Source organism: Streptomyces sp. NPDC002809 (genome assembly GCF_040295435.1).
Lineage (GTDB): Bacteria > Actinomycetota > Actinomycetes > Streptomycetales > Streptomycetaceae > Streptomyces.
This window is the reverse complement of record NZ_JBEOVJ010000015.1, coordinates 41820-56602: the sequence shown is the minus strand read 5'-3', so window position 1 is coordinate 56602 and position 14783 is coordinate 41820. Positions and strand designations below refer to the sequence as shown.

13 protein-coding genes are annotated in these 14783 nt (G+C 68.7%); 7 read left to right on the top strand and 6 right to left on the bottom strand.

Features of this window, described 5'->3' with window-relative positions; translation table 11 throughout:
• Nucleotides 1-273 precede the first annotated feature (273 nt).
• The 4 genes from ABT025_RS12530 to ABT025_RS12515 all read right to left on the bottom strand — a co-directional run bounded on the left by ABT025_RS12530 (nucleotide 274) and on the right by ABT025_RS12515 (nucleotide 4614).
• Complete coding sequence (locus tag ABT025_RS12530; RefSeq protein WP_350992916.1) at nucleotides 274-1227, bottom strand: hypothetical protein; 954 nt, start codon at nucleotides 1225-1227, stop codon at nucleotides 274-276.
• A gap of 75 nt (nucleotides 1228-1302) precedes the next feature.
• On the bottom strand, nucleotides 1303-2865 hold the full coding sequence (locus ABT025_RS12525; RefSeq protein ID WP_350992914.1) for a DUF6801 domain-containing protein: 1563 nt from the start codon (nucleotides 2863-2865) through the stop codon (nucleotides 1303-1305).
• A gap of 109 nt (nucleotides 2866-2974) precedes the next feature.
• Nucleotides 2975-3610, bottom strand: a complete 636-nt coding sequence (locus ABT025_RS12520; protein ID WP_350992912.1) for a hypothetical protein — start codon at nucleotides 3608-3610, stop codon at nucleotides 2975-2977.
• 362 nt (nucleotides 3611-3972) lie between these two features.
• The gene (locus ABT025_RS12515) at nucleotides 3973-4614 is read right to left on the bottom strand and encodes a hypothetical protein (protein WP_350992910.1); all 642 of its coding nucleotides are present in this window, start codon (nucleotides 4612-4614) and stop codon (nucleotides 3973-3975) included.
• A gap of 583 nt (nucleotides 4615-5197) precedes the next feature.
• Between ABT025_RS12515 and ABT025_RS12510 the strand changes: the two genes are divergently transcribed.
• The 4 genes from ABT025_RS12510 (at nucleotide 5198) to ABT025_RS12495 (ending at nucleotide 8685) form a co-directional block, all read left to right on the top strand.
• Nucleotides 5198-6412 (top strand): PucR family transcriptional regulator, encoded by a 1215-nt coding sequence (locus ABT025_RS12510; protein ID WP_350992908.1) that lies wholly within the window; start codon nucleotides 5198-5200, stop codon nucleotides 6410-6412.
• Nucleotides 6413-6631: 219 nt separating this feature from the next.
• Complete coding sequence (locus ABT025_RS12505; RefSeq protein ID WP_350992906.1) at nucleotides 6632-6895, top strand: hypothetical protein; 264 nt, start codon at nucleotides 6632-6634, stop codon at nucleotides 6893-6895.
• Nucleotides 6896-6992: 97 nt separating this feature from the next.
• Complete coding sequence (locus tag ABT025_RS12500) at nucleotides 6993-7466, top strand: SCP2 sterol-binding domain-containing protein (protein ID WP_350992904.1); 474 nt, start codon at nucleotides 6993-6995, stop codon at nucleotides 7464-7466.
• A gap of 4 nt (nucleotides 7467-7470) precedes the next feature.
• Complete coding sequence (locus ABT025_RS12495) at nucleotides 7471-8685, top strand: acyl-CoA dehydrogenase family protein (RefSeq protein WP_350992902.1); 1215 nt, start codon at nucleotides 7471-7473, stop codon at nucleotides 8683-8685.
• A gap of 7 nt (nucleotides 8686-8692) precedes the next feature.
• Here the strand turns inward: ABT025_RS12495 and ABT025_RS12490 are convergent, their stop codons facing one another.
• Nucleotides 8693-9949 carry a cytochrome P450 gene (locus ABT025_RS12490; RefSeq protein WP_350992900.1) on the bottom strand — a complete coding sequence of 419 codons (1257 nt, stop codon included), beginning with the start codon at nucleotides 9947-9949 and terminating at the stop codon, nucleotides 8693-8695.
• Between the two features lie 78 nt (nucleotides 9950-10027).
• Between ABT025_RS12490 and ABT025_RS12485 the strand changes: the two genes are divergently transcribed.
• Nucleotides 10028-10855, top strand: coding sequence for an ATP-grasp domain-containing protein (locus ABT025_RS12485; protein ID WP_350992898.1), 828 nt, complete (start codon nucleotides 10028-10030; stop codon nucleotides 10853-10855).
• Nucleotides 10856-10910: 55 nt separating this feature from the next.
• Entirely contained in the window at nucleotides 10911-12983 is a 2073-nt protein-coding gene (locus ABT025_RS12480; protein WP_350992896.1) for an MDR family MFS transporter, read from the top strand.
• 37 nt (nucleotides 12984-13020) lie between these two features.
• Here the strand turns inward: ABT025_RS12480 and ABT025_RS12475 are convergent, their stop codons facing one another.
• The gene (locus tag ABT025_RS12475) at nucleotides 13021-13461 is read right to left on the bottom strand and encodes a YchJ family protein (RefSeq protein WP_350992894.1); all 441 of its coding nucleotides are present in this window, start codon (nucleotides 13459-13461) and stop codon (nucleotides 13021-13023) included.
• A 181-nt stretch (nucleotides 13462-13642) separates the two neighbouring features.
• On the opposite strand from ABT025_RS12475, the gene ABT025_RS12470 reads away from it, so the two are divergent.
• Complete coding sequence (locus ABT025_RS12470; protein WP_350992892.1) at nucleotides 13643-14782, top strand: M48 family metallopeptidase; 1140 nt, start codon at nucleotides 13643-13645, stop codon at nucleotides 14780-14782.
• The last annotated feature ends 1 nt before the right edge of the window (nucleotide 14783 follow it).

Here is a 14783-nt window from a genome sequence, read left to right as displayed (position 1 = left end):
CAGCATTCATGAAAGGAGGTATGTCGATATAGCCGGCGCCGGGCCAACCACCGTGCTCGCGGTGTTCCGGAGCGCGTATTCGACACATGTCTCATACGGATATGAGAATGTGCGGGAGCCGGATTCCGGAACCGTCTGCCGCCCTTGCGTCACGACGCAGCGTGCCGAAGCACGACGAAGCCCGTCCCCTCCGGTCGGTCTCCCGGAGGGGACGGGCAGTGTCACAAGGAGAAGCCGAACGGATCCACGGACACCCGTCTCGGCCCGCCGGTACTACTTCACCGCGGAGTGCCAGTTCTCGGCGAACAGCTTGCCGGCGTTGGGCACCACGATGCCGGGGGCCGCGAGGCCGGCCGTGGAGGTCTCGGCGTTGTTGAGGACGAGGTTGTTCGTCCCGGACGCGGCCGGCAGGCCGACCTTGAGGTCGATCGCCCAGCTGAGCGTCCCGGCCAGGCCGCAGCCACTGGCCTTCGGCACGGCGAACGTGCTGTCGCCCTGGGCGGCGCCCTTAAGGCCGAACTTGATCATCGACCCCTCTTCCTGGTTCGCCGTTCCGTCACCGTCGAACCTGGTGACGCCCAGGCTCGGCGCGCTGAGGTTCCCGGGGTTCAGGAAGATCGGATTGCTGTTGGTGCCGAGGTAGCACTTGGATCCGAGGAGCGGGTTGTCCAGGCGGATCCTGATCGGCAGCTTCACGATGGGCCCGGACGACATCCCGGCGACCAGGCTGAAGTCCGACGGCGTGCCGGCCGACTCCACGGTGGCGGTCACCTTGTTCAAGGTCGCGTTGGTGATCTGCCCGCACACGGCCGAGACGACAGGAACGTTGCTCGGGCACATGATGCCGAGCAGCCCACCGGGGATCGTGGTCTCGCCACTGATGATCGATCCGGCCGGTGGCGGAACGACCGTGTACGTGCCCTGCGCCGGGTGCTGGATGACCCCGAACTGCAGGTTCGTGGAACCGGTCGTCGCCGTGGTGCTGCCCAGCTTGATCGACCCGTTGGGCGAGGCGGAGGTCACGCACAGCGGGATGTCGGTTTCGCCGTCCGTCGCGAGCATGGCGGGGTCGTCCACCGGGCAGCGGTCGAACGGCGCCCAGGCGCCGTTGAGCTGGGCCGCGGCCGTGGCGGCTCCGGCGGGCGTCGCGGCCAGCGGCATGACCAGCGCGGCGGAGGCCGCGACGGCAGCGGAGCCCTTGATCCAGGTCTTCGAGACAGGTCTCATCGTTCCCTCAATTCGGTTGCGGCTCTGGGTGATTGCTGTGCTCGGTGCAATGGCGAGCGGGCGGGGGAATGAACCTCAGCGTTCCGCTTTGGGTATGTCAGACGGCTGGTTGTCGGATGTGCAGCCGTTCGAAACCGAAGCTATGCAGGGCGCTCCCTGCATTTGCTTGACGAATCCCGGGACACCGGACAATGACGCGGTGAAGAGGCTGTCCAGGTCCTCCTCACCGGCACCACAGCCCTGGAAGGGCGGGATCGTCACCGACCCCGTCAGCGGACCCCCTGCGGTGAGTTGGTAGCCGTCCAGGACCCCGCCGACCACGTTTCCCACGCCTTCGAGCGGAAGTGTGAAGGGCCGCTCCGTACGACAGTTGTTCCCCACGTCCAGTGGAACGCCGTTGACCTTGACGTCGCGCAGCCTGAGGACGAGCTTGACGTCGATGGTGGTGACAGCCTTGGTGGTGAAGGTCGTGAGATCGGTAACGGTGTGGACGTGCACATTGGGGGCGTCCGGCGTGTCGGTCCTGGGAGGGATCTGCGTCATCTCAAGAGTCGCCGTCGTCGGCATGAACCCGAAGGTCAGGAATGTTCCTGTGGTGGGCGGCAGTTGCGGCTTCCCCTGATAGTCGAGCACCATCGCCGCTGTCATGTATACGTGAATATAGGGGGGCTGTATCACAGGGGGGACGCTGGGATACGTGTAGATCCGCGAGCAGGCAAGCGGGAACTTATTGGCGCCCTTGAGTTTGGTGACGTTCGCGTAGCCGGTCACATAGGCGACCATCTCTACCTCGTTCGTCGTGTCCCCGACACATTTGGGTGCGTCGGCCACCGCCGGCTCCTCGGCCTTCTCCCCGACCTCCGGTACGCCTGCGTCACGCAGCCCGGCTCCGTCCTCGGGCCAGTCGTCGGACGCGGACGGCGCGGGTGTGGACGGTCCGCCCTCACCCAGCACCTTCACCGTTGCCAGGGTCGCATCCTGATCGGCGTCCAGTTCACAGCTCAGGGGGATGGTCCGCGGTTCGGTCGGAGCACCGGCGGCCGTCCTGGTCGTGAGCACCCCGGACAGACGGGCCGCCTTGAGCGAGAGGTCGCCGGACGCGCCAGGTCTGACATAGGGAACAGTCCCCGAGGTCCTCAGCGTCAGGTCACCCTTGTCCGGTATCGGTGTGGACTCCGTGGTCGCCCCGGCCCACTCGGCCTTGGCGTGCTTGTCGCCCTGGGAGACGTCCGTGGACAGCAGCATCTCGGCGCTCACGGTCGCCGCGCCGGAAACGGCCGGACCTGAATCCGCCGGCCCTGAATCGGCCGGCCCGGAATCCGCCGGCCCGGAATCCGCCGGCCCGGAATCGGCCGGCCCGGTGAGTGCGCCCTCGGGCAGCACCACTTCCACGGAGACGTCCTCGGGCTGTATCGTCTGGCCCGCCTGGACCGACTCCGCGACCTTGGCGGTGATCCCCACCTTCACGGGATACTTGCCCGCCGGGAACTCGCAGGTGTAGGCCAGGTTCGCATCGATCTCCTGGGCACCCGCCGCGGCCTGCGCCCCGGGGATCATCCCCCCCAGCAGCACCGCGGTGGCCACCGCGGCACCCCGTGCCGTGCGCCGCGGCGCTCCCGACTTACCACTGCGCTTCACTTGCGGTGTCCCCCTTCGGACGAGCCGGACGGAGCCGGATGGCGAATCGCACGGCGGGCTCCCGCCCGCCGTGCGATCCCTGATCACCCAAGACCGGCGTGAGGCCGGATCAGGGGGTGTAGGTGATGGTCGGCTTGGTCGTACCGCCGGACGGAGTGACCGCCGCGTAGCTGGCGGTGTACGTGGGGTTGTCACCCACGGCCGCGATTCCGGCACAGCCCGCGCTGGCGGTGGCGACCCTCAGCTTGTAGGTGCTGTTGTTGCTGACAGCCAGCTTGCCGGTGGAGTTGGTGTACGTGGCAGCGACACTGCCGTCCACGGTGAAGGTGCAGGTGAGCACCGTCACGGAGGCCTTCACACCGGTGATGGCCCCGCTCGTGACGCCGCCGCTGTAGGTGTTCGCGATCAGCTTCCACGCGGGGGATGTGGTGGAGGCCGGTGTCACGGGACCGAACGGGCTGGTGCACCCGCTCCAGGTCAGCGGAGCGATGGTGCCGACCTGCACGTTCGTGGTGCCGGGGGCGGACGTCAGGGTGCCCCCCGCCGCGGACGAGGTACACGTCATCGGGATGCTGTTGAGGGTCAGGGTGACGGTTCCCGCGGTGGCCGAGAACGTCTCCGGCGAGGCGGGGCCGACAGTCCACTGCCCGGCCGCGACGCCTGCGGTGGCGGCGGGGGCTGCGAGGGCGACAGCGGCGGCGGCTGCGCCGGTAGCGACCGCGATCTTTCTGAGGGAGTTGCGCACAGTTAGTTCCTCCGATTCGACAGTGCGGGTGCACTGTTGCGGGGACACACACGCCAGGTACCGCGCAAGCGGCGGACGTGCAGCTATGAACCGTGTTGCGTGGGCCGTGCTACTTCTTCAGCCACATACGCTCTGTGACAGGCCGGGACGTTACTAGCGGGAAACTTGGAGCACAATCCTGCTCACCGAAATTGCTCACGCCGAGTTCTTTTCTCGTCCCGCGCTTACTAATTCCCGTGGCTCACTTGTCACTTGGTGCGCAATACCGGGAGCGGCCCCATGGTGCCGCCCTCGACTACCGGACACCGCGCCGGGCAGCGGCGTCCGCATCGCGGCCGGCGCACGCCCTCCGTGGAGGCGGCTCAGCTTCCGGTGACGGCCGGGTGCACAACACCTCCCGCGGGCGTGACCACACCGAGGTTCGCGGTGAGGGTCGCGACCTCCCCGTCAGCCCAGAGACCCTTGCACGCCGGCGTGGTGTCGGCGAACAGCAACTGGTGGCCCGGGGCGCCCGTAAGCGCCATCACGCCGGTCGACGAGGTGTAGGTCATCGCCATTTCGCCCGCGATCCTGCCCGAGCAGGTGAGAACGGTGAACCTGATCTCGACCCCGGTGACGTACCCGCTGGTCACGCCCGTTCCGGCGTGATATTCCGTGGCCATGATCTTCCATGGAGTACTCACATCAGCCAGAGGCGTGACGGGGCCCAGCGCCGTCGTGCAGGGGCTGCCGGAACTCCCGAAGACCATGGACGTGACCTTGCCGACGTAACCGGGTGACCCCGTGGCACTGAACAAGCTGCCCCTGACCGGAAGGACCGGACACGTCATCGGGATGTATCCGAGCTGGAAGACCGTGTCCGTCGAGTTCGCGCCGATGGCGGCGGGCGTCATCGGTCCTACCGTCCACGACGTAGGAGCGGCCATCGCCGGTGTCACCGCGATGTTCAGGGCGACGGCAGCCGCCCCGCCCAGCAGGAACATTCTTCTGATGAATGTACGCATATCGATCCATCAACCCTTTCCTCAACGCCCGATTCGTTCAGGGCCGGAACCCTAGAAGAAGCGGGTGGGAATCCTCAACGCCTTTGCCACATACATCTTCAGAGTGTGAGTACCGGTAACTCCGCCCACGCAGCACCGCGTAAGCCTTGTCAGTTCATGAGCAGCAGGACGCGCATACGGCACCACGCATCCACTTCGCCGGCCGTGTCCCGGTCCAGGGAAGGAAGCGTCACTGCTACGCCTCCACAGCGCACCCATCGGATGCCCGCCGAGTTTCTCCGTGCGGCCGTCGCACCCGTCGCCGGCGCAGCCGCCCGATGTCCGGTGCCCACCTCCTCGCCAGCCGGAAAACACACGGCCGAAAATATTGTCCGGAAGTGAGTGCTCTCGCCCTACCTGCACCGGAGCACCACGTCGGGGCCACGATGTGTGGCCCCTGCACTTCGATCTTGTACAAGCTGTGGGCACGGCCGTTGACTTGGTCTATCTTCATCGCTGACTTGGTACGCACCTGTCGGTTCGTGGGAGCGCTTTCCCCCACCGCCTCACCCCCACCGGGCGCCGGAGAGCAAGGGGAAACGTCATGCCGAAAGTCATTTCACCCATGGACACGGGGGATCCGCTGGGACCGCTTCCCCAGGAGTTCGCCGCGATCATGCGTCCCGAACTGCCCAGCCTCATCAAGGAGATCGGCGTCGAGGTCACCCGGGCCTATCCGGAATACGCGCGCCTGCTCAGCGGGCCCAACGGCCAGGCAATTCGGGTCGGCGTGGAACAGAGCCTCTCCGCATTCGTGGACCTGGTCGCCGAACCCTCCACATCGACATCGCTGCGCGACGACATGTGCCGTCGATTCGGACGATTCGAGGCGTACGAGGGCCGCACCATGGAAACGCTTCAGGGGGCCTACAGGCTCGGCGCCCGCGTCGCGTTACGACGGGCCAAGAAGGTCGGCCGCAGCTACCACTTCTCGCCGACCCTGATGCTCAGTTTCGCCGATGCGCTCTTCGCCTACATCGACGAGCTCGAATCACTCTCCCGCGAGGGCTTCCTGGAGGTGCAGTCCCAGACCGGCGAACAGAGCGAGGCCATGCGCCGGCGGCTGCTCCACCTGATCCTGGCCGGGCGCCCCGTACCCAGTTCGGCCATTGCCGAGCTGAGCGAGCAGACCGGGTGGGCGCTGCCCGAGAAGGTCACCCTGGTCGCAGCACGCGCTCCCGCACGGCTCGACCGGGCCGGTGCCGACCACGACATCCTGGTCGATCTCAGCGACCCCCAGCCGCATCTACTCATCCCGGGGCCTCTCGACGACGCACGAAGAGCCATGCTGGACCAGGCGCTTCTGGGCACCCGTGCGGCGATCGGGCTGACCGTCCCCACCGCTCTGGCCTCGGACTCGATCCGCTGGGCCAGGAGGACCCTCGAACTCGTCGACGCGGGCGTCATCGACGACGCGCCGTTCATCCACTGCGGGGACCACCTCATCACCCTGTGGCTGCTCTCCGATCCGGCCCTCCTGGACCAGCTCGCGCAGCGGGAGCTCGCACCCATCGCCGGTATCAGCACCACCCGACGGGAGCGGCTGATCGAGACCCTGCGCATCTGGCTCGACACCCGTGGCACCGCTGCCCACATGGGCGAACTGCTGGATGTACACCCGCAGACCGTCCGCTACCGCATGCGCAACCTCGAATCCATCTTCGGTGAGCAACTCATCGATCCCGAGAGCAGGTTCTCCACCGAGGCGGTTCTGCGGGCTCTCCAGTTGCAGGCCCGCAACGAGGAGACCTCCCCGTAGTCCGTCCACAGAACGGCTTCCGGCCGGATCACGGCCTTCGCTGCGCGTCAACTTACTTACGAGTAAAGGGAAATACCCGGTCACTCCCAAACGGTTGCCACACGGAGACGTTCTCAACGAGAAACCCGGAACTGCGTCTCGTACACATGGAGGAGTCGGCCGCCCACCCGGCGGCCGCGACGCCCGACCTCCTGGCCACCATTCGAGAGGGAACCCCCCATGACCGCCTCACACCTGCTCGTCCCCGTACCGATCCCGGACCGCATCGCGGCGCTGATCGGCTCCTGCATCCCGGCCCACATCCTGGAGGCGGAGTTCGCCGCGGAGTGCGCCGCACGCGAGGTCCGCAGGTTCCGCGGCCCGCGGCTCGGCATCGAGGACCAGGCCGACCGCGAGCAGGCTCTGTCCGAGCTCGCCCGCGCCAACAAGGTGCTCTCCGCCCACCACCCGCGGCTGGCGGTGCGCCCCGGCAGCCCCTGGTGACTCCCCGCCTCTCCCCCGCCCCGCCTCCGTCTTGCGGAGGCGCCGCCCGACGCTTACCTTACTCGGAAGTAAGTTTACTCCGGAGTAAGGAACTGGCGTGGCCGACAACAGCAGCGGCAACCTCACCGACGAACTGACCGCCCTCGACTTCGCGACGGTCTCCCCGCCGGAGTTCGCGCGGATCGTGAAGGGCCTCTCCGCCAAGCAGCTCGGCGAGGTCATGCACGGCAAACTGCGTGCCCGGGTGCTCGGCGAGGTCTTCGGCCGGATGAGGCAGCAGTTCCGCCCGGAGGCGGCGGGACAGCTCAAGGCGCTGATCCGCTGGAAGATCACCGGTGAAACGGACGCGGTCTACGAGACATCGATCGCGGACGGCACCTGCACCATCAGCGAGGGCCGCTCCGACGCCGAACCGCGCACGACGCTGGTGATGGCCGACGCGGAGTTCCTCAAGCTGGTCTCCGGAAACGGCAATCCCGTGACGATGTTCATGATGCGCAAGCTGAAGGTGGCCGGCGATGTCGGCCTCGCCTCGGGCCTCACCCGCTACTTCGACATCCCGAAGGCCTGAGCCGATGAGCTACTTCTCCCTCGCCCTCACCGAGGAACAGCAGGACCTGCGCAACTGGGTGCACGGCTTCGCCGCCCAGGTGGTGCGCCCGGCGGCCGCCGAATGGGACGCCCGCGAGGAGACGCCCTGGCCCGTCATCCAGGAAGCGGCCCGGATCGGTCTGTACGGATTCGAGTCGCTGGCCGACATGTACGGCGACCCGTCCGGACTCTCCCTCCAGATAGCCAACGAGGAGCTGTTCTGGGGCGACGCCGGAATCGGCATGGCACTGTTCGGGACCTCCCTCGCCGTCGCCGGCATCTTCGCCTCCGGGACCCCGGACCAGCTCGCCGAGTGGGTGCCCCAGTGCTACGGCGACGAGGACGACCCGAAGGTCGCGGCGTTCTGCGTCTCCGAACCGCAGGCCGGCTCCGACGTCTCCGCGATGGCGACGAAGGCCCGCTACGACGAGGCCAAGGACGAGTGGGTGCTCTCCGGCCAGAAGGCGTGGATCACCAACGGCGGCATCGCCGAGATCCATGTCGTCGTCGCCTCGGTCGACCCCTCGCTCGGTGCGCGCGGACAGGCCGCGTTCATCGTGCCGCCCGCGACGAAGGGCCTGGAGGCGAGCCGCACCATCAAGAAGCTGGGACTGCGCGCCTCGCACACGGCTGACGTCTTCCTCGACGACGTACGCGTTCCCGGGCACTGCCTGCTCGGCGGCAAGGAGAAGCTGGACGCCCGGCTCGCCCGCGCCCGTGAGGGCGGCAACGCCAAGAGGCAGGCGGCCATGGCCACATTCGAGGTCAGCCGCCCGACCGTCGGCGCCCAGGCGCTGGGCATCGCGCGCGCGGCGTACGAATACGCGCTGGAGTACGCCGGTCAGCGCGAGGCGTTCGGCCGGCCCATCATCGAGAACCAGTCGATCGCGTTCGCACTGGCCGACATCCGTACGGAGATCGAGTCCGTCCGGCTGCTGATCTGGCAGGCCGCCTGGATGGCCCGCAACGACCGCACCTTCGACGCCGGACAGGGCTCCATGTCCAAGCTGCGAGCCGGTGAACTCGCGGTGTCCGCGACGGAGAAGGCCGTCCAGATCCTCGGGGGCGCCGGGTACAGCCGGGAGCATCCGGTGGAGCGGATGTACCGCGACGCCAAGATCTACACGATCTTCGAGGGGACCAGCGAGATCCAGCGCCTGGTGATCGCGCGGGCGATCTCGGGCCGCCACATCCGCTGACGCGGGGTCAAGGGCCGGGGACCGGGGTGAACCGCACCGGCAGCGACGCCGGGCCCCGGGTGAAGACGCCCTGCTCGGACGGGGTGAACCCGTCCGCGAGCCGTACGTCGGGCATCGCGTCGAGCAGCATGTTCACCCCGGTCCGCACCTCGGCCCTGGCCAGCAGCGCGCCCACACAGAAGTGCCGGCCCAGGGCGAACGCCAGGTGGTCGGCCGCCGCGGAGAACGCCGTGGTGCTGGTCAGGTCGGTGCGGAAGATGTCGAAGCGGTCCGGGTCGCGGTACCGGGCCGCGTCCCGGTTGGCCGAGCCGATCAGACAGGTGACGGTCGAGCCCGCGGGCACCGGCCCGCCGCCGAGCTGCACGTCGACGGCCGTCTGGCGCATGATCATGTGGACCGGCGGGGTGAGCCGCAGTGTCTCGGCGAAGGCCCGGTCGATGAGACCGCGGTCCTCCCGCACGGCGGCAAGCTGCTCGGGGTGGGTGAGCAGGTTGGCGAAGATCGAGGCGATGGCCTTGTCGGTGGTCTCACCGCCGGCGGCGAGCAGCAGACTGCAGAACGCCTTGATGTCCTCGTCACTCATCCGGACGCCGTCGACCTCGGCGGTGCAGAGCGCGGAGAGCAGGTCGTCGCCGGGTGCCTTCCGCCGCTCCTGGATGACCGGGATCATGTACTCGGCGAATTCCTGCCGGGTCCGTTCGCCGGCCGCCGCCACCTCCGGGTCGCCCGCGAGGTTGCCGAGGAAGGCGATGACGGTGGTGTACCAGCCGTGGAAGCGGTCGTGGTCCGCCTTGTCCAGGCCGAGCATGTCGGCGATGACGAGGACGGGGAAGCGGGTTGCGAACGCGTCGACGAGATCGGTCTCGCCGGTGTGCCGGAAGGTGTCGATCAGCTCGCGGGCGTTGCGCTCGATGACCGGGAGGAACTTCTCCTGAAGGTCCGCGCCCCGGAAGGCGGGGGCGACCAGGGCCCGGCGCACGGCGTGCTCACGACCGCTGAGCTGGAGAATGGTCCTGCCGTGGACGGGCTCGATCTGCCAGTCGTAGTTGTCGGTGGTGAACTCCCCGGCCTTGTCCTTGAAGACCCGCTCGACGTCCTCGTACCGGGAGACGACGTAGCTGTTCGTGGCCTCGTGCCGGATCAGCGGGTGGCTCTCGCGCATGATCCGGTAGGACCCGTAGGGATCGGCCGCGAAGGCCGGCGAGAGAATGTCGGGCACGGGCGGTGCTTGCGAGGCGAGTGACTCTTGTGGGGCGGATGTCATGACGCTCCAGGGTCGTTGACGGGCAACGCCGCCCAGGCTATTGACTCGTCGTCCGACCTGACACCCCCTGGGGGACCCATGCCCGCCGGCCCGCGCCCGTCCGTTCTCTTCGTCACCGATCTCGCCTACGAGGCCCGTGGACGCCGCTATTGCGACGAGGACATCCACCTGACGTCGCGGCTGCGCGAGGACTTCGACATCGCTCTCTGCCACCCCCGCGACGCCGCCGCGCTGCTGGAGGGTTTCGACGCGGTCGTCGTGCGCAACAGCGGTCCGGTGCTGCACTACCAGGAGGCGTACGACGCGTTCTGCGCGCGGGCCCGGGAGCTGGGCACCCGGGTCTACAACCCGCTGACCGGGCGCGGCGACATGGCGGGCAAGCAGTACCTGGTCGATCTGAGCCGGGCCGGGTACCCGGTGATCCCGACGGTGGACCGGGCGGCGGATCTGGGGCTGCTGCCCGAGGCCGAGGGCTATGTGATCAAGCCGAAGCTGGGCGCGGACTCGGTCGGGCTGCAGTTCGTCCGTACCCCTGAACTGCCGCCCGAGGCAGACGGCACGCAGCTGGTCCAGCCCCGGATCGACTTCCGCTACGAGGTGTCCTTCTACTTCGTCGACCACGACTTCCAGTACGCGCTGAACGCCCCGCACCCGGAGCAGCGGTGGGTGCTGGAGCCGTACGGGGCGAGCGCGGCGGATCTGGCGTTCGCCCGGTCGTTCGTCGACTGGAACACCCTCGACCACGGCATCCAGCGGGTCGACGCCTGCCGGACCGCCGAGGGTGAGCTGCTGCTCGTCGAGCTGGAGGACCTCAATCCGTACCTTTCGCTGGACCGGGTGGGCGAGCCGGTGCGGGAGGCGTTCATCGCCCGGATGGCGGCGTCGCTGAAGGACCTGCTGGGCTGACACGTCCGGCCGTCCCCCGCATGCGGGTGACAGGGGGCGGTGTGAGGGTGCAAAGGTGACCACTGCCAGCGAGACCGCCCCCGCCGCGCAGGCCGCCGGCGCACCGCCCCTGCTCGATCCGCGCCGCCGGAACATCGTCTTCGCCACGATCGTGCTGGGCATTCTGCTGGCCGCCCTCGACCAGACGATCGTGGGAACCGCGCTGCCCACGATCGTCTCGGACCTCGGGGGCGCCGCCCATATGTCGTGGGTGGTGACGGCGTACCTCCTGGCGGAGACCGTGGCGACGGTCCTGGTCGGCAAGTTCGGTGACCTGTTCGGCCGGAAGATCGTCTTCCAGCTCTCGGCGATCATCTTCATCACCGGTTCGTTCCTCTGCGGTCTCGCGACCAACATGACGCTGCTGATCGTGTGGCGCGGTCTGCAGGGCATCGGCGCGGGCGGTCTGATGGTCACGTCGATGGCGCTGATCGCCGATGTGATCCCGCTGCGCGACCGCGGCAAGTACCAGGGTGCGATCGGCGCCGTCTTCGGCGTCTCGACCGTCATCGGGCCGCTGCTGGGCGGGCTCTTCACCGACCATCTGACCTGGCGCTGGGCGTTCTACGTCAACGTGCCGATCGCGATCGTGGTGGTCATCGCCGCGGCCCGCACCATCCCGTCGGTGAAGGCGGCGGGACGTCCGGTCATCGACTACCTGGGCATCGCGATGGTCACGGTCGGGGCGAGCTCCCTTATCCTGGCGACGAGCTGGGGCGGCAACGAGTACGCCTGGGGCTCCCCCGTCATCATCGGCCTGTTCGTCCTCGGCCTGGTCGCCCTGGCCGCCTTCTGCCTCGTCGAGTTCCGGGCGAAGGAACCGATGCTGCCGATGCGGCTGTTCAGCAATCCGGTCTTCACGGTCTGCTCGATCCTCAGCTTCATCGTGGGCTTCGCGATGCTCGGCGCGATGATCTACCTGCCGACCTATCTGCAGTACGTGGACGGGGACTCGGCGACGCTCTCGGGGGTCCGGACGCTGCCGATGGTCATCGGTCTGCTGGCCGCCTCGATCTTCAGCGGCAACGTGGTCAGCAAGACCGGCCACTACCGGATCTTCCCCATCGTGGGCTCGCTGGTCATGGCGGTCGGGCTGTTCCTGCTCTCCCGGATGGGACCGGACAGCGGGGTGTGGCTGGAGTCGCTGTACATGCTGGTGCTCGGGCTCGGCATCGGGCTGTGCATGCAGGTGCTGACGATCGCGGTGCAGAACACCGTCGACTACGCGGACCTGGGCACGGCCACCTCGGGCGTGACGTTCTTCCGTACGCTCGGCAGCTCCTTCGGTACCGCGGTGTTCGGCACGATCTACGCCAACTCGCTCGGCCCGAACCTCAAGGACGGGGTCGCGGCGGCGGTGCGGGCGGGCGGTGATCCGGCGGTGGTGGCGAAGGCGTCGCAGAGTCCGGAGGGGCTGCACTCCCTCCCCGACGCGCAGTCGGCCCCGCTGGCCCAGGCGTATGCCGACACCCTGCACACGGTGTTCCTCTGGACGGTCCCGGTCGCGGTGCTCGGCTTCGTCGTGGCGCTGTTCCTGAAACAGGTGAAGCTGCGGGACACGGCGCGGGCCGGCTCGACCGACATGGGCGAGGGGTTCGCCTCTCCGAGTACCGGTGACTCGGCCCGGCTGCTGGAGTTCTCGGTGGCCAGGGTCCTGCGCCGGGTGGACCCGGACACGGCCCGGCGGATCGTGGCCTCGTCCGACACCCGGCTCGACATGGCGGGGGCCTGGGCGGTGATGCAGGTCGAGCTGTTCACGCGGATGGTCGGCCATGCGGGGCTCCGGCTGATCGCGGCCCGGCACCGGATTCCGCCGGAGGTCCTGGTGCCCGTCTTCGACCGCATGATCGAGGAGGGCTACCTCACCGGGGACGGCCATCTGTTCACGCACACCGAGGCGGGCAGCCGGGAGGCCGCGGCCATCAACGACGCGTGGTCCCACTGGCTCACCGAGCAGCTGGGCGACCAGCAGGAGCAGGCGGACGACGCCCGGCTGCGCGCCGCGGTCGACGTGATCGCCAAGCGGCTGCTGGCGGAGGACCTCACGCAGGAGCTCTCCCCGGCAGCCCCTGCGGGCGCGCCGGTCTGAGGCCGGCCCGGCCAGAGGCCCGCCCGGCCTCGGGCCGTCAGTCGGCGAAGACGGCGGACTCGTAGACCCAGGTTCCCTCGTGCCGGACGAAACGGCTCTTCTCATGGAGCGAGTCGCGGTGGCCGCCGGCCGTGTAATGCGCCCGGAAGGTGACCGTGCCCGTGCTGTGGAAGGCGCTGCCCTCCGTGGTCTCCAGGATCTCCAGCCCCTGCCAGCGCTGCCCGGGGTCGAGGTCGAGGACGTCCGGGCGGTGGTCCGGGTGCCAGGTGCGCAGCAGGTACGCGACGTCCCGGACGACGAAGGCGGCGTACCGCGAGCGCATCAGCGCCTCGCACGTCGGCGCCAACGCCCCGTCATGGAACCGGCCGCAGCACTCCCCGTAGGTGGCGGGCAGCCCACAGGGGCACGGCACGGCGGCCGTGACCTTGAAGGCGGGGGCGGCGGAGGGGCGCCGGGGGCGTGCGGTGCGTCGGGACATGGGTCCATTGTGGCCTGCGGGCGTACCGGGCCGGGCGTCGGGCGGCGTCGGTCGCACCCTCGGAACAAGCGCAGACCACTTGTCTTTCCTGCGCGATGTTGTTCAGATCGATTCATGTTCGAGCGGCATCAGCCGTTCACCGCCGGGGGGCATCATGGAATCCGACCATCACAGCCGATCAGTGAGCACCGCAAGTGTCAGGTTCGCGACAGCGGCCGCGTACGCCGTCGCGGGGGCGGTCCATCTCGTCACGGCCGGGCTGTTCCTCACCGGGCTGCAGTTGACCGTTCTCGGTTTTCGCACGTTCTTCCAGCCGGTGATCGGCCTGTTGCTGCTGAGTCTCGCCATTGCGATGCGTCCGCGGCCCGGGCGCCTGGATCCTGACGCGCCGACCGTGCGGGAAGCCGATGCGCCGGCCCTGTTCGCACTGTTGCACCGCGCGGCGGACATGGCAGGAGCGCGACGCGTCGACGCGGTCCAGTTCACTGCCGACTTCTCCGCGAACGTCATCCACTACGGCCTTCGCCGCAGACGCTGCTTCGTCCTGGGCCTCCCGCTCTGGGCCGCCTCCCCTCCTCAGCAGCGTGTTGCCGCAGTGACGCAGGCGCTGGGCCGGAGCGCTCCCCGCAACGTCCGGGACGGCGCTTTCGTCGGCTCGGCCCTCAGGTCCCTGACATCGGGATCGCATGCCGTGCAAGAAGGCGAGCCCTCCGCCACGCCGCCGCGCTTCAGCCCTGTCGCCGTGGGCGCGGCCGCCGTGGCGGACGGAACACAGCGCTTCAACGCCCGGTCGCGGAAGAGTGAGTGGCTGCTGTGGATTCCGCGAACGGCACTGGCCGCGACGGCCCGCCTGCTGCTGTGGCTCACGGAGCCGACCGCCCGGCGTGCGCAGTTCGAGGCGGACGACGCGTCGGCCCGTGCGGCTTCCTCGTCAGCTGCTCTCGCCGCACTCCGTGACAGGCGCCTGGCACGTGCCATCAGCCTTGAGATGCACCGCCTCGCCATCGAGAAGCGCACCGTCGTCAAGGCCCGCACCGCCGCGGTCACGCAGGACGACCTCTGGGAACTCGTCAACGCGCACGCCGCACATCTGCGTGAGCAGGACATGACCCGGCCCTCCGGACCCGGCTCACCGAGTGGCGTGCCCGGCTCCACCGGCACCGGTACGGACGCCCTGCGCATCGAACGGCTGGCCCACTCCCCGCAGCACCCGGCGACGATCGTGCTCGACGAGCCCGGCCGGGCCCTCATCGAGGACGAGCTTCACGTGCCCGAGCAAACAGTGGCCCAACGGGTGCTGCGTGACGGCATGCAGTTGTAGG

Excerpts from the sequence above, each read along its gene's own strand:
- ABT025_RS12530 (WP_350992916.1), bottom strand. The coding sequence starts at position 1,227 with ATGAGACCTGTCTCGAAGACCTGGATCAAGGGCTCCGCTGCCGTCGCG.
- ABT025_RS12515 (WP_350992910.1), bottom strand. The coding sequence starts at position 4,614 with ATGCGTACATTCATCAGAAGAATGTTCCTGCTGGGCGGGGCGGCTGCC.
- ABT025_RS12510 (WP_350992908.1), top strand. The coding sequence starts at position 5,198 with ATGCCGAAAGTCATTTCACCCATGGACACGGGGGATCCGCTGGGACCG.
- ABT025_RS12505 (WP_350992906.1), top strand. The coding sequence starts at position 6,632 with ATGACCGCCTCACACCTGCTCGTCCCCGTACCGATCCCGGACCGCATC.
- ABT025_RS12495 (WP_350992902.1), top strand. The coding sequence starts at position 7,471 with ATGAGCTACTTCTCCCTCGCCCTCACCGAGGAACAGCAGGACCTGCGC.
- ABT025_RS12490 (WP_350992900.1), bottom strand. The coding sequence starts at position 9,949 with ATGACATCCGCCCCACAAGAGTCACTCGCCTCGCAAGCACCGCCCGTG.
- ABT025_RS12485 (WP_350992898.1), top strand. The coding sequence starts at position 10,028 with ATGCCCGCCGGCCCGCGCCCGTCCGTTCTCTTCGTCACCGATCTCGCC.
- ABT025_RS12475 (WP_350992894.1), bottom strand. The coding sequence starts at position 13,461 with ATGTCCCGACGCACCGCACGCCCCCGGCGCCCCTCCGCCGCCCCCGCC.